This window comes from Haloterrigena alkaliphila (assembly GCF_017352155.2).
GTDB classification, from domain to species: Archaea; Halobacteriota; Halobacteria; order Halobacteriales; family Natrialbaceae; genus Haloterrigena; species Haloterrigena alkaliphila.
This window is the reverse complement of sequence record NZ_CP071462.1, coordinates 841,830-866,387: the sequence shown is the minus strand read 5'-3', so window position 1 is coordinate 866,387 and position 24,558 is coordinate 841,830. Positions and strand designations below refer to the sequence as shown.

The following is a 24,558-nucleotide window of genomic DNA, read 5'->3' as shown; positions in this document are numbered from 1 at the left end:
TTCGAATCGATTCGGTGGCAGCCCATCGACGGTAACCGCTACTGTTTTGCGAGCGCCGTTCGTCACGATTGACGAAACGATGTTCGCGTCGACCGCGTCGCCCGACCGAGAGCCGTTGCCGACCGCCCTCGCACCCGTTCCGAAGACGCTCGAGGACCTCGGACTGCGGTTCGCGTGGCTCGTCGTGGCGATCAACCTCGCGGGAACGGTCTTCGGCTTCTGGTACTACGGCCCCCAGCTCGGCGAAACGGCGGCGGTGATGTGGCCGTGGGTGCCCGACAGCCCGATGGCGACGCTGCTGATCGCGCTGGCGGTCGCCTGCTGGAAGCTGGGGTACGAACAGCCGTGGCTGACGTCGCTGGCCTTCTTTGGCAACGTGATATTGGGGCTGTGGACCCCCTACACCCTGCTGGCCTTCGCGGACGCCTACGCCGGCCTGAATCCGCTGATGTACCAGTTCCTCTTCTGGAGCCACCTCGCGATGGTCGTGCAGGCGTTCGTCCTCCACCGGATCACCGACTTCCCGGTGTGGGCCGTCGCCGTCGCCGCCGTCTGGTACTGGAGCAACCTGGTCGTCGACTACTTCGTGCCGATCGTCGGCGAGCCCCATCACACCCTCCTGCCGGTCACCCGCGACACGTCCGTGTTCCTCGGCGCGGACGCGCTCGGCGTCGCCGCCGCGGGCGAGGTGACGTTCGCGATGCTGGCGCTCTTTCTCGCGCTCGCGATCCGCGTCGAGAAGTGCGACCGCGGCTCGTAGCCCGTCACCGATTGTCCGTCAGCCGCCGCGACCGTTCCGACGCCTGCTACGTGATACTCACCCAAACGCCAAGCGTTTATGGAGCTATCTCTAGGTGGATTCCATGGGAGTTCCCGGCCCGACCCCGGACGTGACGCTCGCGGACGTTCGGTCTGCGGTAACGCAGTCGGCACAGCCCGCCGCACCGATGACGGCCGGGGAGGTCGCCGAGACGCTCGAGTGTTGCGACCGGGCCGCCCGCCACCTGTTGAACGAGCTCGCCGATCGAGGCGTGCTCGGAACGAAACTGATCGACGAGACGCGCGTCTGGTGGCGCGCCGAGGCACGAGCGACGAACCGGACCGACGGGAGCGACGCGACCGGCGAGACGGAGGAAACCAAGGACACTGACGAAACCGACGCCGCGCTCGAGACCGACCGCGAGGAGTACGAACGACGACTGCGTCGGGAACGGGGGCTCACCGAACACCTCCTCGAGACGGCGCCGGTCGGACTCGGCGTCATCGCGCCCGACGGGACGGTCGTTCGGGGGAACCGACGGCTGTTCGATCGGCTTCCGATCGCGGACCCCGACGCGGACCGCACCGTCGACGCGGAGACGCTCTACGACGCCGACGGCGAGCCGGTTCCGCGCGACGACTGGCCGTGGGAACGGGTCCGCGCCACCGGCGAGCCCGTCACCGACTACGAGTGTCAGCTCGAACTGCCGGACGACGGCCGTTGCTGGCGCTCGATCACCGCCGCGCCGCTCGCGGACGGGGCGTCGGCGGACGACCTCGTCGTCGTCGCCGTCGACGATATCACCGACCGAAAGGAACGCGAACGACAGCTTCGCCGCGAGTACGACCAGACCGAAAAACTGCTGGAAACGGCGCCGGTCGCGATCGCCGTCCAGACCGCCGATCGCGAGACGATCCGGGCGAACCGGCGCGCACAGGAGGCCTTCGGCCTCTCGGAGCAGGAGTTCCGCGAAAACCCCGTCGACACCGGCGAGTGGAAGATCTACGACGAGGACGGGGAGTTGCTCGACTCGAGCGAGACGACGTCCGCGCGCGTCCTGGAGACTGGCGAGCCGGTCTTCGACGAGGAACTGACGTTCGAACCGCCCAGCGGCGAGCGAATGCACTTCCGGGTGAACACGGCACCGGTCTACGGTCCCGACGGCGAACTCGAACGCATCGTCACCGCGGCGAAGGACGTGATCGAACTCAAGGCCCGGGAACGGCAACTCGAGCAGCGAAAGGCGGAGCTCGAGACGGAGTTGAGCGAGATCCTCGCATCTCGGACGCGTTCTACGCGCTCGACGAGGAGTGGCGGTACACCCACCTCAACGACCAGGCGGCCGCGATCTTGGACCGGTCGCGGGAGGAACTGCTCGGCCGGCCCGTCTGGGAGACGGTTCCCGACCCGGCGGAGTCGTTGTTCCGGGAGAAGTACCGGGAAGCGATGGAGACGCAGGACCCCGTCAGCTTCGAGGTCGAGGCCGTGACGTTCGACGCCTGGCTGGAGTTTACCGTCTACCCCTCCGAGTCGGGGCTGTCGGTCTACTTCCGCGATATCACCGAGCGCAAGCAGTACGAGCAGCAACTCGAGGAGTCGAACGAACGACTCGAGCAGTTCGCCTACGCGGCCTCCCACGACCTGCAGGAGCCCCTGCGGATGGTCACGAGCTACCTGCAACTGCTCGAGGGCCGCTACGCCGACGAGCTCGACGACGACGCCGAGGAGTTCATCGACTACGCCGTCGACGGCGCCGACCGCATGCGCGAGATGATCGAGGGGCTGCTCGAGTACTCGCGCGTCGAAACGCAGGGCGAACCCTTCGAGCCGGTCGACCTGAACGGGGTTCTCGCGGACGTTCGCGAGGATCTCGGGGTGCGGATCGAGGAGAGCGACGCCGACGTCGCGGTCGAGGAACTGCCCCGCGTCGACGGCGACGCCGCCCAGTTACGGCAAGTCTTCCAGAATCTCCTCAGCAACGCGATCCAGTACAGCGGCGACGAGCCGCCACAGGTGCGGGTCAGCGCGGAGCGAACGGGAGACGTGTGGCAGGTGTCGGTCAGCGACGACGGGATCGGCATCGACCCCGACGATCAGGATCGCATCTTCGAGGTCTTCCAGCGGCTCCACAGTCACGAAGAACATTCCGGGACCGGCATCGGCCTGGCGCTGTGCCGACGCATCGTCGAGCGCCACGGCGGCGAGATGCGCGTCGACTCCGATCCCGGAGACGGCACGACGTTCTCGTTTACGTTGCCTGCAGCGGGGACGACTGACGATACTGAGGCATAACGAGCGACGAACGACGCCGGGGCATACAAGCGACAAACAACGCCGACGCAGAACAGGTGGTGAACGACGAATCGCGATCGCAGTTCCCGCGTCAGTCCTCGAGAACGACGACCGCCGACTCGGTCTCGATCATCTCGCCGGCGCCGGAGTAGGTGCGCTCGCGTTCGACCTCGAAGAGGTCGTCCTCGAGTTCTTCGCCGGCGACTCGCAAGACGCTATCGTCTTCATCGATCTCGTAGTCGCCGCTCTCGATCCCCGAATCGATCTCGCCGACCTTCGAGCCGAACTTCGGCCCGAGCGTCGAGTAGTCGAGGTCGATCGACGCGATTTCGGTCGTCACTTCGGGTTCCTCCTCGAGCACCGTGAGATCCTGCACGTGCATCACGTGCTGGATCGCGTCCTCGAAGCCCTCGATCGGCCCGTAGACCGACACCGACCCGAGGTCGGCGTTCAGCGGTAACTGGTTCTCGCTCTTGTACCGCCGGAGCGCGGAGATGACCTCCATCGCGGTCTCGCCGGCCTCGAGGTCCGCGTCGTACCCCTGCGGGCTGGGCCAGTCGCGGGTGTGGATACTGGTCTCCTCGAGGTTCTCGGGATCGTCGCTGTAGACGGCCTGCCAGATCTCCTCCGTCGCGTGGGGCAGGAACGGCGCCCACAGCTCGAGGAACGTCCGGTGGGCGGTCCGCAGCGCGTACTGCGTCGACGGGTTCTCCTCGCGCGTCTTGGCGATCTCGAGGTAGTCGTCGCAGAACGTGTTCCAGAAGAACGTGCGCAGGCGGTCGCGGGCCTTCGCGAACTCGTAGGCCTCGAGGTGGTCGGTGAGGTCCGCGACGGCGTCGTCGAGTTCGGCGAGCAGCCAGCGGTCGATCGCCTCGAGGTCGGCGGGTTCCTCGGGATCGCGCGGCGCGAGCGTGTCGACGAGCTTCGAGGCGTTCCAGAGCTTCCGCAGCAGCTTCTCGCCCGCCGTCAGGTCCTTCTCCTGGTACGGGAAGTCGTCGCCGACCGCCGCGCTGGCGGCCCAGAATCGGACGGCGTCCACCGGATAGTCGGCGAGGACCTCGTCGGGAGCGACGATGTTGCCACGCGACTTGGACATCTTCTCGCGGTTCTCGTCGAGCACGTGGCCGTTGATCATCGTCGCGTCGAAGGGCACCTCGCCGGTGTGCTCGTAGCACTTGACGATGGTGTGGAACAGCCAGAACGAGATGATGTCGTGGCCCTGCGGGCGCAGGTCGAAGGGGTACAGTTCCGGCTTTGCCATGGTGAACTCCTCGCTCCCTTCGTCCCAGTCCCAGCCCGCGTTGATCAGCGGGGTGAGGGAGGAGGTCGCCCACGTGTCGAAGACGTCCTCCTCCGCGACGAAGTCGTCGCCCCCGCACTCGGGGCAGCTATCCACGGGCGGCTCGTCGCTCAGCGGGTCGACCGGTAGCGCCGCCCGCTCGGCCATGATCTCGTGGTCGCAGTCCGCGCAGTACCAGACCGGGAACGGAATGCCCGAGTCGCGCTGGCGGGAGATCAGCCAGTCCCACTCGAGGCCCTCGATCCAGTGCTTGTAGCGGCTGAACATCTTCTCGGGGTACCAGTCCATCTCCCGGCCGGCCTCGAGGTACTCCTCCTTGTGGTCCAGGATCTCGACGTACCACTGCTTGGAGACGCGGTACTCGACGGGCGTGTCGCAGCGCTCGTGGACCTGCACCGCGTGGGTGATCTCCCGGCGGTCCCGGAGGGCGCCCTCGTCGTCCAAGTCCTCGACGATGGCCTCGCGGGCCTCCTCGGTGGACATGCCCTCGTAGTCCCCGGCGAGGTCGGTCATCGTCGCGGACTCGTCGATGGCGACGCGAAGCGGCAGGTCGTGGGCCTGGTACCACTCGATGTCGTTCTGGTCGCCGAAGGTACAGCACATCACGACGCCGCTGCCCTTCTCCATGTCGACGCGCTCGTCCTCGATGATCGGCACCTCGTGGCCGAAGATCGGAATCCGGGCCTCCTCGCCGACGAGATCCTGATTTTCCTCGTCATCGGGGTGGACGAAGACGGAGACGCAGGCCGGGATCAGTTCGGGACGCGTGGTGGAGATGACGAACTCGTCGCGGTCGGTACCGTCGGAGGCCAGCTCGAACGCGATGTCGTTGAAGTGCGAGCCCCGCTCGTCGTCCTCCATCTCGACCTGCGAGATGGCCGTCTCGCAGTCCGGACACCAGATCGCGGGCGCCTTCTTGCGGTACTCCCGTCCCTTCTCGTAGAGGTCGAGGAAGGACAGTTGCGAAATGCGCTGGACGCGGGGTTCGATCGTCTTGTACGTGTTGTTCCAGTCGATCGAACACCCCAGCCCCTGCATCTTCTCCGTGAACTCGGCCTCGTACTCCCGGCAGACCTCGCGGCAGAGTTCCTGAAACTCGCGGCGCTCGTAGTCCTGGTGGCGGATGTCCAGTTCGGATTCGGTCAGGCGCTCGCTGGCGATCCCGTTGTCGTCGTAGCCGAACGGAAACAGGACCGCGCCGTCGTGCATCCGCTGGAACCGCGCCGCGAAGTCCTGGAGGGTGTGGCCGTAGAGGTGGCCCATGTGGAGGCTCCCCGAGACCGTCGGCGGCGGCGTGTCGATGGCGTAAGTCGTGTTGGGATCGCGCTCTGGGTCGCTCTCGTAGGCGTAGACCGTTTCGTCGACCCAGCGCTGTTGCCACCGTTCCTCGACCGTTTCGGGGTCGTAGCCGCCCTCGAGGGTCGGCTCTCCCTCGGCGGCGTCCTCGCTCGTCCGTTCGGGCGCGTCCATACTCATGCTCTCACCGCCCGCGGAGGGCGTCGGCCGTGCGTCGTCGTCGGATCGTCGGTGCGCGTACTCATTGCTGATACCGGTCGTTGCTCGGTGAATGCTGGTCGCCGACAATACATCCGTCGAATCGGGGTTGCAAATGTGGGGCTACGGGGCCCCTACGAAAACCGCGTCGCGCGGGCCGGCGAATGCGTCGACTGCGGCCGCGACGATGACGGGCATACCTACGTCTTGCCTCGGGAACCGTGTTAGGTGTTTCGTCGTCGCCTCGTCGATCACGTCTCGTACGGGTTCGCGTCGGTGTCCTCGAGCGAACGCTGCTCGGAACTTCCGTTCGCGCTCCCGTCCGACTCCCGCCAGCCGGCAGTCCGCTCGCCCGCCTCGACGTCGATCACCGTCCGCGAGTCGGTCACGCGCCGCAGGTCGCCGCCGAGGTACGCCGTCAGCCGCTCGAGGAAGCCGTCCGTGAGGTCGTCCCTGTCGGCGCTGGCGAGCGCGATCCGGTCGTGGACCGTCGGGTCGTGGTCGCCCTGCATGACGACGGTGAAGAGCTCCCGCGGGGTGACCGGCTCGCCGGCCTCGAGCCGCGAGACGACGCCCGACAGCGAGCGTTCGACGGTCGTCTCCACCGCGAAGGCGACCATCGCCCGGAGCCCCTCGAGGATCGTGACGCGACCGCCGATCGTTCCGACCGCTACCGCGAGTCGTCGTCGGAGTGGGCCCGCACCCAGAGTTCGCCGATCCGGGAGAGCCGCGTCCGGTAGGACTTGCCGTGCTCCTCGCGCTCGATGTACCCCTTGCCGCCGGGTCCGAGACGGTCGACGTTGTAGATGACCTTCGAGCGGAAGCTGTCGGTATACTCCTCGTTCAACTCGCGGGCCAGCGACTCGGCCAGTTCCGAGACCGAATCGAACTCGCCGTCCTCGCCGAGTTTGAACAGGATGAGTTCCTCGAAGGGTTTGACGTTCGAGAAGGAGGCGACGGGCAACTCGACGATGTGCCTGCCGTCGATCTCCTTGGCGCCGATCGTCGTCCCGCGCTCGTCGAACTCCGAGAGGAGGTTCCGGGCGGTCTCGAGGCGCTCGTCGATCCGGTCGCCGTCGAGGCCCTCGCCGTCGAGACCGTCGCCATCCTCGACCGGTGCGTCCGAACGGTCGTCCAGCTCCTCCAGGAGGGCGATCTGTTCGCGGAGTTCCTCGGCCAGTTCCGTCTCGAGATACTTCTCGGGGGCGGTGTAGTAGGTGTGGATCCCCTCGCGGTCCTCCTGGCGCTCGACCATCAGCGAGTGGGCGGCGTTGGCGAAGGCGAAACTCACGGTGCGGGGCATCGCGGCGACGTTGACCCAGACCTCGTTGCCGTCGTCGAGTTCCGCGGTGATGAGGTCGTAGGCCTGCTCGAAGGCCGCGTCGTAGTCGTAAACGTCCTCGAGGACGAACCGCTCGGTGCTCGCGCCAAGCAGATTCGTGAAGTCCGTCTCGAGTTTCTCCGAGAGGTGGCGGGAGTACTCGACGTTGGCCTCGCTCCCGACGGCGCCCTCGAGGAGGATGACGCTGTCGACGTCGATCTGATCGCGCACCAGCGGCGCGATCAGCCGGTCGTAGTCGAAGCCGACCGGGACGATGTGGGTTTGCATACGGGATACGTGGGATGCGGTTTATAAAAATCACCAGTCTCCGTCCCGTGGAACCGCACGTTGGCAAGGCGCGGCGGCACGCCTCCGATCGTCGCCCCGCCTCGAGCAGTTCAGGACTGGTATCCCAGCGCCCGGAGGTGTTCCTCGACGACCTCGTCGTCGACGTCGCCGCGATTTACCGGATCCTCCGCGACGATTTCGCGTCGCTGTTCGGCCGGAACGACGAGCCACGGCACGAGTCTGAGCTCCGGGGTCCAGACGTATCCCGGGTGCTCGTACCGGTCACCCGTGACTCTGGAGTACAGGTTCGTCGACTCGCCGAGGAGTTCCCCGTGGTCGGCGGTGATGACGGTCTTCCCGTCGAGTCCCTCGAGGAGTGCCTCGACGTGCTCGAGGACCAGGGTCAGGTTTTCGACGTACACCTCCTGCAGTTCGCTGGGGGAGACGTAGCCGGCTTCCGCAGCGTCCATCAGGTAGACCATGCCGTCGGACCGACTGGTGACGGTCGTGTCGTCGCTCCACGCGGAGAACCGGAGCCCGTGATTCGTTCGGAGTCGTTCCCGCAGCGCCTCGGCTTTCGGGCCGAAGTACGGCCCGTGTGGCTGCATGAAGTGGACGAGGAGTCGTTTGTCCGGATGGCGTTCGTGCGCCTCGAGGGCGTTCTCCCGGACGATTTCGGGCCGGTAGTTCCGGTACAGTTCGCTGTCGAGGGTGTCCCGCTGGGACTCGGGGTACGTCGACACGAACTCGTGGAAGGTGCCGTCCTCGAGGTGGTGTGAAAACCCGTTCGCCGAGACGTACACCGTGTCGTGGAACGTCTTGCCGGCGAACGTCTTCTCCACGAACTCGTTGCTCGTCGAAGCGACGGACACCGCCGAATCCAACTCTCCCGCGATCGAATTGTGCTTAGCGAGGTAGTCGAACCGGCAGGCGTCCAGGATCAGTAAGTTGTCCCAGTCCGCCTCCATGATATCGGTCGGACGGCCGTATTTCCGGTAGAACGCGTGTTTCTGCACGTCCCCGTACCGCTTCTTGAGTTCGTGCCGGAACTTCTCGGGGTTCCTGCAGGCGTCGACAAAATTGGAGAGCGTGTACTTCTCCGGGGGCAGCGCCATCGGTTCGACGCTCCACGGATCGCTCAATCAATGTTCGCATCGGTAAGCTGGCGTGTGAGTCATCGGATCGAAACGGTTCGACGGGTTCGGGGAACCCCGAGAAACAGCCGTGAAACGCCGCGTTGCGGTGCCGAGGGGAATTACTCCTCTCCCTCGGCGTCCTCGGCCTCGAAGTCGATCGTCCGGATCAGTTCCGCGATCGTCTCGCGGTCGCGCTCCGGATCGACGTCCAACCCGTCCTCCGGCGTCGTCTCCGAGTCGGCCGCCCCGGTGTCGACGCCGTCCTCGAGCGGCAGCACCCCGCCGGCCATCCCGAACGTCGTCTCGGTCGGCCAGACGGCGGCGTGGGCCTCGGCGTCGATTCGTTCCGTCCCGTCGGTCACCTCGGGGTCGACGGGGTACGCCACGTCGAAGACGTACCACGAACCCGTCTCCCCGTTCGACGCCTCGAACTCGAGCGTCTCCCGGGTGCCCTCGACGGTCAGGCCCTCCGACTCGAGGGTGTCGACGAACTGCGACTTCGCCTTGGGCGCCGCCTTCTCGAAGACCGATTCGGGTGCCATCCCGAGACTCGAGAGCGACGGCGAGACGGTCACGTCGACGGCGAACAGCGAGCGGGCCGGAATCTCGCTCGCGCCGACGGCGGCCAGTTCGTCGGCCCCCTCGATGGGTTCGTACACGGTCGTCTCGGCGGTGATCGAGGCGAGCACCACGCTCGTCTCGCCGGTGCGGGTTCCCAGCGCTCGCCACGAGTCGGCTACCGATGCCGGCAGATCGAACGTCATCGCCCGGTCGTACACCGTCGTCGCCTTTCGGTCTTCGGGCTGCCGTGGCGCTCGGATCGCGCGCTGACGGCCGACGGTCGCGCGGACCGGCGGCGATCACGTCTCGGGCTCGCGATTCTGGTGGCGCACCCGGACCATCCCCTCCGAGGTGACGCCGACGATCAGCGGCGTCGACACCTGGCGGCCGGACACCGCCGATCCCGCGGCGTCGCTGACGACCTTCATCAGGTCCGGCGCGGTGTGATCGACCTTGACGCCCTGCTCGTCGCAGGCGTCGTAGACCAGTTGCGGCACGTCGTAGAGGTCGGTCCCCGCCGGCACCCGGACGCGAACCGGCGCCCGCAGCGCCTCCGCGAAGGCGACCGTCTCCCGGGCCTTCTCGAGATTCTCGCGCGCGCTCGACTCGATCGAGGAGACGTTCGCCCGCGAGGTACCAAGCGCGTCGGCGATGTCCGCCTGCGAGACGCCGCGCTCCCGAAGGGCGAGGACCTGCGCCTGTCGGTGGGTCAGCACGCTCGCCTCCGCGTCGAACCCGATCTCATCGAGCAACGCCTCGACGTCATCGATCACGGCGATCGCCTCCCCTCGCGCTCGAGTCCGTCTCGCGTCCGCTCATATCCACGTCTAAGGCGGCCGTAGGCTCAAAGCTTCCCCGATCCGTCGATGAATACGCGCGTTCGGTCGCCGGTTCTTTCGGCACTCTCGAGTCTCCGTCCGCTGTCTCTACTGCAACCACCACGAAAGCCCCTGACGCTATCGAGTCGGGCGACTCGCTGCGCGCTTCCTTCACTTCGTTCAGTCCAGTGCTTGCGTCGTCGGCCTTCCTCGATAGCGTCAGCCCCTTTCAGTCCCACCCGTGCCGGCTGGTCGGTCATGCTACCGCGGGTGGGACTGAAAGGGGCTGAGGCGCTCGGTCCCTCCCGGACGCCGCAAGCACCGAACGAAGTGAGGCGCGCAGCAAGGCCCGGAGGGTCGAGGGCCTCAGGGGCTTTCGTGGTGTTCCTAGGCGAATTTACCAGCGGTAGAGATCAAAACGCCACTGAAGACGACTAGCGGCCAAACGGTATATATCGGTCGCGCGACTGCCATCGGCCATGAACGTCACCGACGCCGCCGACGCCTGCGAGGACGTCCTCGCCGAGATCGGCGGCGCAGTCATCGGGGAACGGGAGCTGTTCGAGACCATCCTGACCGCCGTCGTCGGGCAGGGCCACGTCCTCCTCGAGGACGTCCCCGGAACCGGGAAGACGCTGACCGCGCGGACGCTCGCGACCGCGCTCGATCTGGAGTTCACGCGCATCCAGTTCACGCCGGACCTGCTGCCGGCCGACATCACCGGTACGCACGTCTACGACGAGCACGCCGGCGAGTTCTCCTTCGAGGCCGGCCCCATCTTCGCGAACGTCGTGCTGGCCGACGAGATCAACCGCGCGCCGCCGAAGACGCAGGCCGCGCTGCTCGAGGCGATGGGCGAGCGACAGGTCTCGATCGGCGGCGAGACTCGCGAACTTCCGAAGCCCTTCTTCGTCATCGCGACGCAGAACCCCGTCGAGCAGGAGGGAACCTTCCCGCTGCCGGAGGCCCAGGTCGACCGCTTCATGGTCAAGACGGAGATGGGGTATCCCGACCGGGCGGGCGACCTCGAGTTACTGAACCGGCGCGCGAGCCGGGAGTCGCGAACGCCGACCGTCGGCAGCGTCGTCGACCGCGAGACGGTGCTGGACCTGCAGGCGGTGCCGGAGACGATCGGCGTCGATCCGGCGATCCGCGAGTACCTCGTGGACGTCTGTCGGGCGACCCGCGAGGACGAGCGCGTCGACGTGGGCATCTCCCCGCGGGGGCTCCAGCGCCTGTTCGAGGCCTGTCGCGCCCGCGCGGTGGTTTCGGGACGGGAGTACGTCGCCCCCGAGGACGTCCACGCGGTCGTTCACGCCGTGCTCGACCACCGAATCGTCCTGACCACCGAGGCCGACGTCCGCGGCGTCGACCCGCGAGCGGTCGTCGAGAGCGCGGTCAACAGCGTGCCGGTACCGTCGATGGACCAGTGAGGACGCCATCGTCGGACGCTCGATCGCTCGCTAACCAGTAGAAATATCAGTCGGTATATCCCATTGTTCGGTGCGCAGGTTCTGCGCCACGGTGGGGAGCGTGCCTTTGACATCACCACTCGCCGTGCCTCACGCGGTTCCCGCGAGGGGAGAGAGTCACCCTGGGGGGTGCTCTTTCGTCGTACCAGTACAGAACGAGTCGACCAGCGGCGGCGACGGCGTCAGTACTCGAGGTGCCACCGCTCGTCTTCTTTCGAGGCGATCACTTCGGCGACGCCGTCGGCCAGTCGGTACTCGTCGTCCTCCCGGACGACGGTCCCGGCCCGCTCGAGGTGTTCCAGGTGCGCGTACGACTCGCCGGGGCCGTGGAGGATGTGGATGCTCTCGAGGTCGCCGAAGAGGTCAGCGCTCACCGTCCAGGTGTCGCAGGGGCCCTTCCGGTCGAGCGCGTCGAGGACGCGCCAGGCGCGTTCCTCGTGGTGGTCGATGATGTGCTGGGCGCGGCCGGCCGGGTCGTCGATCGGGTCCCGGTGGCCCGGCCACGCCCGGTCGTAGTCGGCGTCGACGATCCGCTGGAGCGCGCGGAGGTACTTCTCGAGGGGCTTTTCGACGCGCACGTCCGCGCCGCCGACGTTCGGCGTGTAGACGGGCAACAGCGCGTCGCCGGAGAAGACCTCGCGCCGACCGTCGAGGGTCGTCTCGAACATGGAGAGCCCCGCGGCGTGGCCGGAGGTGTGGACGACCTCGAGGTCGCCCCCGTCGAACGAGAAGGTGTCACCGTCCTCGAAGGGCGTCACGGTCGGCGTCTCGGTCGCCGTATCGGCGCTCGCCATCCGATCGCGGAGGACGGCCTGCTTCTCCTCGGGCATCCCCCACTCCTCGAAGTACGCCTGCTGGCGGTCGAACATCGCTTCCCAGGCGTCCTCGTCGCCGGCCACGAGCGGGGCGTCGGCCTCGTGGACGTGAACCTCGGCGCCGCTCTCGGCCTGAATCGCTCCCGCCAGGCCGGTGTGGTCGCCGTGCCAGTGCGTGAGGAAGATTCGATCGACGTCGGCGAAGGTCAGCCCTCGATCCGCGAACGCGGCCTCGAGTTGCTCCCGGGTCGAAGCCATTCCGTCCCCGGTGTCGATCATCACCGTTTCCCGACCGTCCGCGAAGAGGTACGCGTTGTTGTCCCCTTCGAACGCGGAGTTCGACAGCGCGATCCGATCCATGCCAGCGTATGGCACGAGCGGCGAGAAAACCCTTGTGTCCGCGGCGAAGCCGACGGGGGAGATGACTGCACTCGAACTCCCCCGCGGACCCGAACTCAGCCGCGAAGCGCCCACGCGACGAGGACGACCGCGAGCAGCCCCGCTCCGACGGCGCCCGCCGCGTGTGCGGGATCGGTGACGGAGACGTCCGTCGCGGCCCACCGGTAGCAGGTGACGGTACCGCCGGCGACGACGGCCCCCGTCAACAGCGACCCGCCGACGTGGACGAGTTCCGCGCGCATCGTCGCCGCCCCGCGGCCCAGTTCCGTCCGAATGCAGTCGGCGTACTCGCCGATATCCCAGAGGACGAACGCGCCCGTCGCCGTCGCGATGGCCGGTTCGACCCGGCCGACCACCGTCAGTCCGACCGCCAGCACGAACACCGCGCCGGCCGCGAGCGCGGGACCGATCGCCCGCGCGGGGAGGATCCGGACCACGCGCAGCATCGTCACGGTCCACAGCAGCGAGGAGAGCGACCCCAGCGTGAACACGAGCAGGACCGCCGCCAGCGCGAACGCCGGGAACGCGCCCAGCAACTCGACGACCGACGCCGGCGCGGCACCCTCGAGCAGTCCCTGCAGATCGGCCTCGACGGCCGTCTCGGAGAGCGCCCGGGCGAGGACGAGCGCGACGACCCCGCCGCCGACGACCGGCGCGAGCAGGCGCGCGAGGAGGCGAGCGACGTTCCCGCCGAGGGCGCGACGAGACCACTCGAGCAGCGCCAGCGTCACGACGAACGCGAGCAGCCCGAGCAGCGCGATCCGCAGTCCCGAGGCCGTCACCAGCCCCGCGAGCGCGTCGCCGGCGGGTGCGGGGAGTTCCGTCCGCAGTTCCCCCGGCGTAACCGGCATCGACGAGAACCGCTGGCTCGCGGCGGGCGCGACGATCGCCACGATCCCCAGCGCGAGCGCTCCGCGAGTCGCCCACGAGCAGGCCCGGTGGCAGCGCGCGAGGCCCGCCGCGAGCGCCCCGCGCCGGTCAGGCGGCACGAGTCGCTCGACGGGCAGGTACGTCAGGGTCTGGCTCGAGGCGCGCGCCGCGACCAGCAGCAGCGCGGCGAAGGTGACGACCGCCCATCGTCCGTCGGCGGCGACGAGGACGTCTCCCGCGACCCCTAGCAAGTCCGTCGCGGCCTCGCCGGCCCGCTCGCGGACGGCCGACTCGGGGACGACCCGGAGGACGAGAACGACGATCACGCCGACGGTGGCGAGGCCCGTCCCCGTCGCCCCGCGGCGGACGCCGCCGTCGCCGAGCCGATCCCAGGAAACCAGTCCGGCCGCGAGCGCGGCGACGACCAGCGCCCAGACGGCGAGTCCGGCGAAGGGACCGACGCCCGACGACCGAAGCGTCAGTGCGGTGGCCAGCAGTGCGGGCGACGACACCAGCACCGAGACGGGGACCGCGAGGGCGCCGCCGAACCCGCGCACGGCGGGGCTGTCGCTGCCGAGCAGCATCGTTACCACCGCGGCACCGAGTCCGGCAGCCATCGCGAGGCCCGCGAGTTCGGGGCCGGCCAGCCGGGAGCCGACGACCAGTCCGATCGCGAGCGTCGCGAGGATCATCGCCACGTCGCTGGCGGTCGGCCGCGCGAGGGCCCGCCAGAGGCCGCGTTTGAGCGCCTCGAACGTCTCCCGGCCCGTCTCGAGGGCGACGCCGCGCCTCGAGCGGGGGCGATCGGACCCGAACGGCGGCCCGTCGCGGACACCGTTCCCACCGGGTCCGCTGTGGCCGCCGCCACCCGAGGCGTCGGCCGTCACACCGACCCACCCCCGAGTCCGGCGCTGCGGGCGCGGAACGCCCGCGAGAGGGCGACCGACACCGGCTCCGCGAGGTCCCAGTCGACGACGGTCGCACCGAGTCCCCGAAGGGCGTCGATCCGGTTCGCCCGCTCCAGTCCGGCGACTCGAGCGCCGGGCGTGGGCGCTGACCGTTCGGTGCCGGCGGTCACGTTCGGGGAGACGACCGTGACCGCCCGCCCGCGGGTCCGCAGCGTCTCCACGAGGTCGACGGCCGCGTCGTCCAACAGCGGCGCACAGAACGCGACCTGCGCCCGGTTCGGCAGGCGGCGCTCGAGGTCGGCCGCGAGGGAACTCCCCCCGAGTCCCGGTCCGCTCGCCGCACCGCCGTCGGTCACCGCCGAGGTGGGGTCCGCGACTCGGTCGTCGGGAGCGGCGTTCGTGTCCCGGTCACCGGTAGCGGCGTTCGTGCCACGGTCCTCACCAGCGGCATTCGTCGCACCCCCTCCGGCGGAGACGTCCTCGAGAGCGTCCTCGACTCGCCGCCGGACGCCGTCTCCGGCGCCGGGATCGACCCAGTCGGTCCCCGAGAGCGTCGCCAGCCCGGTTCGATTGCCGTCCTCGAGCGACGCCACGACGCCGCGGGACGCGGCGTAGAGCGTGAGGTCGAACGAGTCGGGGCCGCCGTCGGGCCGCTCGCGGTGGGCGTCGCGGCGGTCGTCGATCACGAACACGATCGTGACGGACCGTTCCTCGCGGTACTCGACGGTCGTGAGGTCCCGCGTCCGGGCGTACCGGTGCCAGTCGATCCGGTTGATCGGATCGCCGCGGCGGTACTCCCGCGTCGAGAAGAACTCGATGCCGCTGCCGCCGTCGTCGGTCGGCGCCTGTCCGACGAACTGGATGGTCCGATCCTGAAACGGAAAGGCGTCGAGCAGGGTCTCGCAGGCGAACGCGGTGTCGCCGTCGGGTTCGCGTTCGGCGGTCGCGACCGCGGTCGCCGACAGCGACCGGGCCCGAACCGTCAGCGGGCCGAAGGCGTACTCGCCTCGCGGCGGCGTCAGTTCGTACTCGCGGGTGACGGTCTCGCCCGGCTGAAGGGCGGTCGCGAACGCGGGCGCGCCGTCGGTCACCGGCACGTTGGCCGGCGGCTCGTCGACGATCCGGACGTCCGGGAGGACGCGGTCGGTCTCGTTGGTCACCGCGATCGTCACCGTCACCGGCGCGCCCGGGCGCACGCGGGTCTCCGCGAGGCTTCGCTCGAGGCGGAGCGTGCCGTCGGTCTCGAGCGCGGCGTCATCCGATTCGCCATCGCGATCTCCCGACTCACCGTCGTCCGCCGACTCACCGTCCTCCGCTCCGTCGCCGTCCGCGACCTCGCTATCGGACGCTGCGACCTCGGTCGCCGCCATCGCGTCGTCTGACTCGTCTTCGATCTCGACGTCGTCGGGACCGAGATCGGGAGACGCGCTCGCGGCGCCGGCGAGGACGAACCCCAGCGCGGCGATCGCGAGGAAGAACAGCGCCGGGAGCCCGAGCGCGACCGCCAGCAGGCAAGTCACTAGCGCAACCACGAGTGCGACCTGCCAGCGGGCCTGTCGGCGGTGCTCGGTCACGGCGCCACCTCCGGGGAGTCGATCACGACGCCACCCCCGCGGTCGCCTCGCTCGGGTCGCTCGAGTCTTCCGCCGGCTCGATCCGGCTGCTCGAGTCTCCCGCCAACTCACTCCGCGGCGCGGCGACGGTCGCCGACGACTGGAGGCGTTCGATCTCGTCGATCGTCGTCTCGAGGTGGGCGACGAACGGGTCGGCCGTCCGCAGGAGGTCGAGCAGCCACAGCCACAGCGGCGTCGACGGCCCCTCCGAACCGGCGAGGAAGGCGGCCGCCCGGGGCTCGTCGGTCCAGGTCCCGGCCTCGATCGCGGCCGTCGCTTCCTCGTCGGCGACCCCGGCGCGGTTCGCGTAGGCGGTCGCCGCGATCGGACGCAGCGACTCGAGGAGGCGCTCGCGGGCGGCCTCCCGGACGTCGCGCGGTTCGTCGTCGTAGGCCGTCGCGAGGGCGATCCGGTCGTCGATCGTTCCCCCGACTGCGGCGCGCCGATCGCGCCGGCCGCCGGAGGAGTCGTCGAAACCGACGTCGGACGCGTCGTCGACGAGCGGCGCCAGTCCGGAGCGGCGAAGGCGGCCGGCGAGTCCGAGCGTCGGTGCGAACAGCACCAGCAGAATCACCAGCGCGAACACGACGGTCCCGGGATCGACGCTCGCGAGCAGCGTCTCGAGTTCGGGCACCCGCTCGAGCAACAGCGCCGGCCGAACGGCGAGGACGCCGCCCACGGCGACCAGCACCGCGGCCGGAAGCGTCAGGAGCGCCAGCCCGGTCGTCGACGGCGTCCTACTCATTCGCGTCGGCCTCCGCCGGGTTCGTCGTGGCTTCGCCGCCTTCGACCGCCGGTTCTGCGCCGGTCTCCGTCTCCGTCTTCCCTTCCGATTGCGTGGTCTCGAGCGCGGACCGCAATTGATCGTGTGCGCTCGTCGTTCGGTCGAGGTACGACGCCGGGTCGCGGTCGCCGTACTCGACGTCCCGGAAGGAGTCGGTGATCGTCTCGACGGGGTCCGCGGGCGCGCCGGCGTCGCTGGCCCGTCGCGCGACCTCGGCCGGGGTCGCCGTCGCGACGCTGGCCCGGTACATCGGTGCGGCGTCGATCACGCTCGCGAACGCCTGCCGGATGCGCTCGCGGGCAGTGACTTGCGTCTCCGCGATCGCCGCGGAATCGGTGGCCTCCGCGTCAGCAAACGGCGAGAGCGACGCGCCGACGGCGCGAACGCGCGTCGTCGTCGATCGAATCGCGTCCCTGAGCGTCTCCAGTACGAGTCCCGGGAGGTCTGCGATCGACCGGAGTTCCCGGAGCCGCGCGACGGCCCGCTCGAGCCCCTGCGAACAGGCGACGACGGCCGACAGCGCGAGCGAGACGAGCCGACTCGGAATCGAGCGCAGCGTCCCGATCGGATTGTCGCGCGTATAGAAGACGTAGCCGACGGCCGCGACGGCGAGGACAGCGAGGACGGCCGTCAGGGTGCCGTCGGAGAGCCCCGGGACGGAGTCCTCGAGTCCGGCGTCCTCGTCGCCTGCATCGGTGCTGGTCTCGTCGGTTCCGTCGTCACTGCCGTCGGTATTCGGCTCGGTAGCTCCCTCGGAACCGTCAGTCGTGGATCCGGCGCCGTCCGTCGCCCCGTCGGCGTTCGGGTCGGTCTCCGAACCGGTGTCGCCGTCGCTCGACTGGCCGTCGGTTTCGTTCCCCTCACCGCCGATCTCGTCGCCGGATTCGTCGGTTTCCGTCTCGCTGCCGTCGGTCGAGCCCCCGTCGCCGGTCTCGCCGTCGCCACCGTCCGCCTCGGTCCCCGTCTCCGTTCCGTCGCCCGGTTCGGGCGCGTCGCTCCCGTCCTCGAGTTCGCTCGCGCCGGTATCGCCCTGTAGCGTCCCGTCGCCGTCGATCTCCGGGTATGCCGCTGAGCCGGCCGGCGAATCGAGCTGCGCTCCGAACTCACCGTCGACGCCGGCGGCGGCCGGATCGCCCCCTGCGTCGACCGCTCCGGCCGGGCCGCCGAACAGGGAGGCCAGCGACGCGAGTCCGTATAGCGCCTTCTGGACGAGCGGATTGTCTGAGGCGGCGGCGCGCTGGATCAGTTCGCGGCCCGGCATCCCATCCGAGCGTTCACTGGTGGCCCCACCGTCGATACTACCCCCGCCGCCCATACTACCGTCCCCGCTCTGGGCGGCAGCGGCTTGCTCTTCCGTCAGCGCGGCCCCGGACGCCGACTCGTCGTCGGAGCCGCCGAGCAGATCGCTCGCCGGCGATTCCGACGCCACCATCGGCATCGCGCTCGCGGCGACGAGGAGTCCGAAGACGGCACAGCAGACGGCGCCGATGGTGAGCAGGCGCCGTCCGGTCCCCGATCCGAAAGTCATCGATTGCGTACCTGTTGCTGTGACGGGTACTTACGTCTTATTGCAGCCAAACGCGGGACGGCTCCGAGAAAACCGGCGATCGTTCGACGACTGTCCACTCGAGCGGGGCGCGAGTTACGAGCCCCAGAAGTTCTCGCGACTGCCGAGCCGTTCGCGCTGGTATCGCTTCCCCGACTGCTCGTCCGCTGCCTCTTCGTCATCCTCGCCGTCCGTCTCGTCCGCGCTGTCCGTCCCATCCGCGCTGTCCGCGTCCTCGCCGGCGTCCGAATCGGCGTCGTCCTCCGCCTCGTCCGGATCCATCGGGAGGAGCTCGAGCTCCTCCGCTCGGGCGTGGTTGCTGTGGACGCGCGTGATCTCGACGCGTGCGCGGGCCTCCGGCAGAACGCCGTCGACCATGACGATAAAGCCGTCCTCGGTCCGGCCGACACCGGCGCCGCTCTCGTGCATGTCGACGACGTCGACGACGACTTCCTCGCCGGCCTTGACCGGCTGGGTCTTCAGGTCCTCGATGGGCTGGTTGTACTGTTGACACCACTCCTTGCCGCCGCGGTCTCCGTAGTGTTGGCACCCCATTCCCGAGATCCGTTCGGAAAAGCTCGGGCAGTCGTCGGCGAGCGGACAGTCAGCCATAGTACGTACTACCAGTGGCGTCGTTAAACCGTTTCCGTCTCGCGGATCGAAACCCGAGCCGGACGAAACGCTGGTAGCAGCTACTGGTCATCGGACAGGAGTCGTAACACACAGTCGTCCCGATCGGAACGTCTGTTAAATGAACGAGAGGCATCTGAAAGCGCGTTTCGAAAAGGTTTACGGTACGGACGTTGCAGTGATTATTGATGAAAATCCTCGTTACGGTCAAAGAAGTCGCGACCGTCGAAGACGAGTTCGAAATCCAGGGTACTGAGATCGCCGACCAGTACCTGGGTGCCGACCTCAACGAGTGGGACGACTACGCCATCGAAGAGGCCGTCCAGCTCCAGGAAGAGGGAATCGCCGACGAAGTCGTCACGGTCACGATCGGTCCGGAGGACTGCGAGCAAACCATCCGTCAGGCGCTCGCGAAGGGCGCCGACCGCGCCGTCCGCGTCTGGGACGACGCCCTCGAGGGCGTCGACCTGCTCGACGTCAACGCGAAGACGGAAATCCTGTCCGCCGTCGTCGAGGAAGAGGACCCCGACCTCGTGCTGACGGGCGTCCAGGCCGGCGACGACAGCTTCGCCGCGACCGGCGTCTCCGTCGCCGAGAACCTCGGCTTCCAGTGGGGTGCCGTCGTCAACCACCTCGAGCACGGCTTCGACGACGACGTCGCCGCCGTGCGACGCGAACTCGAGGGCGGCGTCGAGGAGCTGACCGACATCGAGCTCCCCGCCGTACTGACGATCCAGACGGGGATCAACGAGCCCCGCTACGCCAGCCTGCGCGGCATCCGCCAGGCCCAGCAGAAACCGATGAACGTCCAGAGTCTCGGCGACATCGGCGTCGACGAGAGCGCCGTCGACTCCGAACTCGAGCTGACGGACATGTACGAGCCCGAGAGCGAGAGCGACGTCACGGTCTGGGAGGGCAGCGCCGAGGAGACCGCTTCGGAGTTGGGTGACCTGCTCCGCGACAAGGGGGTGGCACCATGACGGACGTCCTCGCAATCACCGACCACCGCCGCGGCGACCTGCGCGACGTCAGCTACGAGATCGTCACCGCGGGCCGCCAGCTGGCCGACGAGACCGGCGGCGACCTGCACCTCGCGGTCATCAGCGGCACCGTCGACGACTTCGCCGAGAAGGTAAACCGCGAAGGCGTCGACGCCATCCACACCGTCGATTACGGCGAGGAGTTCAACCACGACGTCTACACGCAGGCGATCACCCAGCTCTACGACGACCTCGCCCCGCAGTACGTTCTCGCCCCCAACAGCGTCAACGGCCTCGACTACGCGCCGGCCGTCGCCAACCAACTCGACCTGCCGATCGTCACCGACACGATCGACCTCGAGACCGACGGCGAGACGCTGATCGCCACCCGCGAGATGTACGGCGGTAAAGTCGAGACCACCAACGAACTCGAGGGCCCCGCCGTCGCGACGATCCGAAGCACCGAGTGGCCCAAGGCAGAAGGCACCGGCGACGCCTCGATCGAGGCCTTCGACGCCGACATCGACGAGGGCGCGATCGGCTCGACCGTCAACGGCTTCGAGGAAGTCGCCGGCGGCGACGTCGACATCAGCGAGGCGGACGTACTCGTGAGCGTCGGCCGCGGGATCGAGGAGGAGGACAACCTCCCGATCATCGAGGAACTCGCCGACGCGCTCGACGCGACGGTCTCCTCGTCGCGGCCGATCGTCGACAACGGCTGGCTGCCCAAGAACCGACAGGTCGGCCAGTCCGGGAAGGTCGTCACGCCCGACGTCTACATCGCGATCGGTATCTCCGGCGCCGTCCAGCACGTCGCCGGCATGAAGGGCTCCGATACGATCGTCGCGATCAACACGGACCCCAACGCGCCGATCATGGACATCGCCGACTTCGCGATCGTCGACGACCTCTTCGACGTCGTGCCGGCGCTGACCGAAGAGTTCCAGTAGGCGAGATCCGCACAGCGTTCGGGTCTCGTAGGCGAGCGCCGCGGAGCACACGCGATATTTTTCGGGCGCCCCGTCTCGAGGAGCACCTATCGACGGTCCAACAACTGCAACTCGAGCGACGGTGACGGGCCTGCTATGAGATCCGTCACCTACTTTTTGTCCCCGTCCGAAGCGGGGCCAATGGAACGTCTGGAGCGTCGTCGGGCGCTGATCGAGGAGCGCCTCGTCGAGGTGGTCGACGGCGTCGAGCCGGACGCGCTCAGGGACGAGGTCCGCCACGCGGCGCTGGCGGGCGGGAAGCGCGTGCGGCCGTTGGTGTCGGTACTGGCCTGCGAGACCGTCGGCGGCACGGAGGCGGACGCGGTCGATTTCGGCGTCGGGATCGAGCTCGTCCACACCGCCTCGCTGGTCGTCGACGACATCATCGACCGATCGGAGCTTCGCCGGGGAACGACCAGCTCCTGGGCCGAGTTCGGCTACGGGCCGGCGATCATCACCAGCGACGGACTGCTCGGCGAGGCCTTCGCCCTCTTCTCGTCGGATCCCGACGCCACGCAGGTCGTCGCCGAGGCGCTGGTCGAACTCGGCGTCGGCGAGGCGACGGAGCTATCCGCCGAACCCGAGACCGAGGAGGAGTACATGACCCTCGCCCGGCGCAAGACCGGCGCGCTCTTCCGGGCCGCCGCGGAACTCGGGGCGATCGCCGCCGACTCGGACCCGGTCACCGTCGAGGCGCTCGGCGAGTACGCCGAGCGGGTCGGCGTCGCCTTCCAGATCCGGGACGACGTCCTCGACGCCGTCGCCGACGCCGACGACTTGGGGAAGCCGACCGGCCACGACGCCGCCCTCGAGCGGCCCTCGGTCGTGCAGGTGACCGATCTAACCCCCGAGGAGGCCAACGCGCGCGCTCGAGCCGAGTCCGCCCGGGCGATCGAGGCCTTAGAGCGGGTGGAGGTCGCCGATCCGGCAGCTCGGGACTACCTCGTCGAACTGGCGGAGTTCGTCGTCGAACGGGAACGGTAGCGTCGCGCCGGCTCGACGCGGGCGGAAACCGAGAACGGGACGCGGGCTGAAACTGGAATCGGAACGCGGGCGGTCACCGGCCGCTCACGGTTCGCCGACGCGGAGGATCGGTTTGATCGTCTTGCCGTTCTCGGAGTCCGCGACGGCCTGCTCGATCTCGTCGAACTCGTAGTAGGTGACGAGTTCGTCGAACGGGAACTTCCCCTGCCGGTAGAGTTCGACGAGGTCCGGGATGAACTCCTGTGGCGCCGAATCGCCCTCGACGATCCCGGTGATCGACCGGCCGTTGAGGATGAGGTCGTTGATGTCGTAGCTCGCTTCGGCGCCGAGGGGCGGCGCACCGACGATTCCCAGCGTGCCCCGCTGGGTGAGCGTCTCGACCGCCTGTTCGGCCACCGCGGGGACCCCGGTCGACTCGACGGCGTAGTCGACGCCGCCGTCGGTACGGTCCCGTACGGCTTCGACGACGTCGTCGACGGATTCGGGATCGATCGGCTCGCTCGCGCCGAGAGCGGCCGCCTTCTCGAGGCGGGATTCCTCCAAGTCGATCGAGACGATCTCGGTACACCCCGAGAGATCCGCAGCCATGACCGCCGAGAGACCGACCGAGCCGGCGCCGAAGACCGCGATCGACGATCCGGCACTCGGCTCGAGCGAGTTGAGGACGGCCCCGGCGCCGGTCTGGATCCCACAGCCCAGCGGACCGAGCAGTTCGAGCGGCACGTCGTCGCCGACGGGGACCACGTTCCGTTCCGTCGCGATGGCGTGGGTCGCGAACGACGACTGTCCGAAGAAGCGGCCGCTGAGCCGCTCTCCGTCGCGCGAAATCGGTGACGTGCCGTCTTCCGGGCGTCGGCCGCCGAAGTTGTGCTCGAAGAACGCCTCGCAGTACGCGGGGTGGCCGTCGTGGCAACTGTGACAGTCGTCGTCGTAGTCGAAACTCAACACGACCCGGTCGCCGGGTTCGACCCGCGTCACGTTCGAGCCGACCGACTCGACGATCCCGGACCCCTCGTGGCCGAGGACCGCCGGCAGCGGCGTCGGGTACAGCTGGTCGCGGACGACCATGTCGGTGTGACAGACGCCCGCCCCGACGACGCGGACCAGCACCTCGTTCGCCCGCGGCTCCTCGAGTTCGACGGTCTCGATGTCGAACGCTCCGCCCTCCTCCTCGACGACTGCGGCTTCGATCTCCATGTGGGGCACGATACCGGACGGAGAAATGAATCTTCGGGACGATCGGGCTCAGGCGCTGTCGGCCGTCCGCGTTTCGCCGGCCTCCTCGCCGTCGTCGGTGGAGAACCGGGACTCGAGGACGGCGAAGGCGAGCGTGCTCACGATCCCCAGGAGCGTGCCGACCGTCAGGGCCGCCGCGAGGTAGCTGATGTCGACTCTGTCGAGGAAGAAGGCGCTGACCGCGTGGAGGACGATCGCGATCGAGAGGACGTAGAAGGGCGCGTTGAGGTAGCGCCACTCGAGGGTGCCGGCGATGTACTCGTCGGTGATCTGGCCGAGGCTGGTGGTCACGCCCGCGGCGGCCAGCCACTGAATCGAGCCGTAGACGAGCGCCGCGACCATGAGGGGCGCGCCGACCTCGCCGGCGGTGGCGTCGCGAACGACCTCGAGTTCGTCCACGCCGCTCATCCCGCCGAGGACGAACAGGGCGGCGGCGACGACGTAGGCCAGCAGGGTGGTTCGACCGGCGTACAGCGACCGGCGGGCCCGCTCGACGGCCTCGTCGATCCGGTCGCCCAGCCCGAGGCCCCGCGAAATGAGATAGAGGCCGAGCAGCGCGGAGGTCGTTCCCAGGACGAACCCGGGCATGTCGAGGACGGTCCCGGCCAGCGCGAGCGGGTAGATCAACAGGAGGATCCCGAGCGGAATCAGCACCGTCCCCCGGGTCTCGGGGTCGTTCAGCACCTGTTTGATCGTGTAGTACATCGACTCCAAGTTCTGGGCCTGCCGGACGACGACGCGGCGGACGCCGTCGATGGGGACCCGCGAGCGGATGATCGGGATGACGGACTCGTCCTGCGCGCCGTCGGTGACCACGAGCGCGGTGACGTCCTCGCCGGTCGAGAGGCTCGCGAGGACGGTGTCGACCTCGTCGCCGACCTCCCGGTTGGCCTTGACGTCGCCCTCGTCGTTGCCGGTGACGACGGCGACCTCGACGCTCTCGTCGCGGTCGGCGAGGTCGTCGTAGATGTGCAACCCCTGAAAGATCACGTTGACGTCGGAGTCCTCCGGGTCTTCGGTCGCCAGCGCGACGGCGGCCTCCTCGACGGGGTCGCGACCGATGACCGGCGTGGAAAAGCCGGTCTTGCGACCGAGGTCGTCGTCGAGGTCGACACAGAGGACCAGCAGCATCTGCTCGAACGTTCGAGCGCGGGGTATTTCCATCTTCTGGGGACGACAGAATTCCGCGGCCGGCGGCTGCCTCGAGACGGCGGGGCCACGCTCAGTTCGGTCGAGCGCTCGAGGCTCGCCCCGGCACAGAGAACGCGGCTGCTGTCAGACATCCGTATACGGAACGGTAGTAACCGCAATTAAGTCTAGAGGCCGCTAGCCGTCCCCCGAAAACGCGATCGACTGCGAGTT

The 24,558-nt window shown here is 68.6% G+C and carries 19 protein-coding genes and 1 pseudogene; 6 read left to right on the top strand and 14 right to left on the bottom strand.

Annotated features, from left to right (window positions below):
• Positions 1-79: 79 nt before the first annotated feature.
• Positions 80-760, top strand: a complete 681-nt coding sequence (locus J0X25_RS22995) for a DUF1405 domain-containing protein (RefSeq protein ID WP_207289887.1) — start codon at positions 80-82, stop codon at positions 758-760.
• 103 nt (positions 761-863) lie between these two features.
• Positions 864-3,052, top strand: a pseudogene (locus J0X25_RS22990) (PAS domain-containing sensor histidine kinase).
• Positions 3,053-3,143: 91 nt separating this feature from the next.
• Here the strand turns inward: J0X25_RS22990 and J0X25_RS22985 are convergent.
• From J0X25_RS22985 to J0X25_RS22960, 6 genes are all read right to left on the bottom strand, one after another.
• Positions 3,144-5,936 carry a valine--tRNA ligase gene (locus tag J0X25_RS22985; RefSeq protein WP_207289886.1) on the bottom strand — a complete coding sequence of 931 codons (2,793 nt, stop codon included), beginning with the start codon at positions 5,934-5,936 and terminating at the stop codon, positions 3,144-3,146.
• Between the two features lie 161 nt (positions 5,937-6,097).
• Complete coding sequence (locus J0X25_RS22980) at positions 6,098-6,466, bottom strand: DUF8102 family protein (RefSeq protein WP_345778473.1); 369 nt, start codon at positions 6,464-6,466, stop codon at positions 6,098-6,100.
• Between the two features lie 50 nt (positions 6,467-6,516).
• Positions 6,517-7,455, bottom strand: coding sequence for an HFX_2341 family transcriptional regulator (locus J0X25_RS22975; protein ID WP_207289885.1), 939 nt, complete (start codon positions 7,453-7,455; stop codon positions 6,517-6,519).
• A 110-nt stretch (positions 7,456-7,565) separates the two neighbouring features.
• Positions 7,566-8,570: an alkaline phosphatase family protein gene (locus tag J0X25_RS22970; protein WP_207289884.1), complete on the bottom strand. Its 1,005-nt coding sequence runs from the start codon at positions 8,568-8,570 to the stop codon at positions 7,566-7,568.
• Between the two features lie 140 nt (positions 8,571-8,710).
• A complete protein-coding gene (locus J0X25_RS22965) occupies positions 8,711-9,355 on the bottom strand; it encodes a DUF6517 family protein (RefSeq protein ID WP_207289883.1) in 645 nt (214 codons plus the stop codon).
• 96 nt (positions 9,356-9,451) lie between these two features.
• Positions 9,452-9,925, bottom strand: a complete 474-nt coding sequence (locus J0X25_RS22960; protein ID WP_207289882.1) for a Tfx family DNA-binding protein — start codon at positions 9,923-9,925, stop codon at positions 9,452-9,454.
• A gap of 524 nt (positions 9,926-10,449) precedes the next feature.
• Here J0X25_RS22960 and J0X25_RS22955 point away from each other — a divergent pair.
• Positions 10,450-11,403: an AAA family ATPase gene (locus J0X25_RS22955; RefSeq protein WP_207289881.1), complete on the top strand. Its 954-nt coding sequence runs from the start codon at positions 10,450-10,452 to the stop codon at positions 11,401-11,403.
• Positions 11,404-11,624: 221 nt separating this feature from the next.
• Here J0X25_RS22955 and J0X25_RS22950 read toward each other — a convergent pair whose 3' ends face one another.
• The 6 genes from J0X25_RS22950 to J0X25_RS22925 form a co-directional block, all read right to left on the bottom strand.
• On the bottom strand, positions 11,625-12,617 hold the full coding sequence (locus tag J0X25_RS22950; RefSeq protein ID WP_207289880.1) for an MBL fold metallo-hydrolase: 993 nt from the start codon (positions 12,615-12,617) through the stop codon (positions 11,625-11,627).
• A 95-nt stretch (positions 12,618-12,712) separates the two neighbouring features.
• Entirely contained in the window at positions 12,713-14,413 is a 1,701-nt protein-coding gene (locus J0X25_RS22945; RefSeq protein ID WP_225896723.1) for a DUF7519 family protein, read from the bottom strand.
• The gene (locus J0X25_RS22940) at positions 14,410-16,008 is read right to left on the bottom strand and encodes a DUF58 domain-containing protein (protein WP_207289879.1); all 1,599 of its coding nucleotides are present in this window, start codon (positions 16,006-16,008) and stop codon (positions 14,410-14,412) included. The genes J0X25_RS22945 and J0X25_RS22940 overlap by 4 nt, the downstream gene beginning before the upstream one ends.
• Before the next feature lie 22 nt (positions 16,009-16,030).
• Complete coding sequence (locus J0X25_RS22935; protein WP_207289878.1) at positions 16,031-16,792, bottom strand: DUF7269 family protein; 762 nt, start codon at positions 16,790-16,792, stop codon at positions 16,031-16,033.
• On the bottom strand, positions 16,785-18,359 hold the full coding sequence (locus J0X25_RS22930) for a DUF4129 domain-containing protein (protein ID WP_207289877.1): 1,575 nt from the start codon (positions 18,357-18,359) through the stop codon (positions 16,785-16,787). The genes J0X25_RS22935 and J0X25_RS22930 overlap by 8 nt, the downstream gene beginning before the upstream one ends.
• A gap of 114 nt (positions 18,360-18,473) precedes the next feature.
• Positions 18,474-18,989: a TRAM domain-containing protein gene (locus tag J0X25_RS22925; protein ID WP_207289876.1), complete on the bottom strand. Its 516-nt coding sequence runs from the start codon at positions 18,987-18,989 to the stop codon at positions 18,474-18,476.
• 206 nt (positions 18,990-19,195) lie between these two features.
• On the opposite strand from J0X25_RS22925, the gene J0X25_RS22920 reads away from it, so the two are divergent.
• The 3 genes from J0X25_RS22920 (at position 19,196) to J0X25_RS22910 (ending at position 21,960) form a co-directional block, all read left to right on the top strand.
• Positions 19,196-19,987: an electron transfer flavoprotein subunit beta/FixA family protein gene (locus tag J0X25_RS22920; RefSeq protein WP_207289875.1), complete on the top strand. Its 792-nt coding sequence runs from the start codon at positions 19,196-19,198 to the stop codon at positions 19,985-19,987.
• Positions 19,984-20,937 (top strand): electron transfer flavoprotein subunit alpha/FixB family protein, encoded by a 954-nt coding sequence (locus J0X25_RS22915; RefSeq protein ID WP_207289874.1) that lies wholly within the window; start codon positions 19,984-19,986, stop codon positions 20,935-20,937. The genes J0X25_RS22920 and J0X25_RS22915 overlap by 4 nt, the downstream gene beginning before the upstream one ends.
• A gap of 180 nt (positions 20,938-21,117) precedes the next feature.
• Positions 21,118-21,960, top strand: a complete 843-nt coding sequence (locus tag J0X25_RS22910; RefSeq protein WP_207289873.1) for a polyprenyl synthetase family protein — start codon at positions 21,118-21,120, stop codon at positions 21,958-21,960.
• A gap of 84 nt (positions 21,961-22,044) precedes the next feature.
• Here the strand turns inward: J0X25_RS22910 and J0X25_RS22905 are convergent, their stop codons facing one another.
• Together J0X25_RS22905 and J0X25_RS22900 are read right to left on the bottom strand one after the other, a co-directional pair.
• Positions 22,045-23,157, bottom strand: coding sequence for an NAD(P)-dependent alcohol dehydrogenase (locus J0X25_RS22905; RefSeq protein ID WP_207289872.1), 1,113 nt, complete (start codon positions 23,155-23,157; stop codon positions 22,045-22,047).
• Positions 23,158-23,205: 48 nt separating this feature from the next.
• Positions 23,206-24,327 carry a DUF373 family protein gene (locus J0X25_RS22900; RefSeq protein WP_207290849.1) on the bottom strand — a complete coding sequence of 374 codons (1,122 nt, stop codon included), beginning with the start codon at positions 24,325-24,327 and terminating at the stop codon, positions 23,206-23,208.
• Positions 24,328-24,558: the final 231 nt, after the last annotated feature.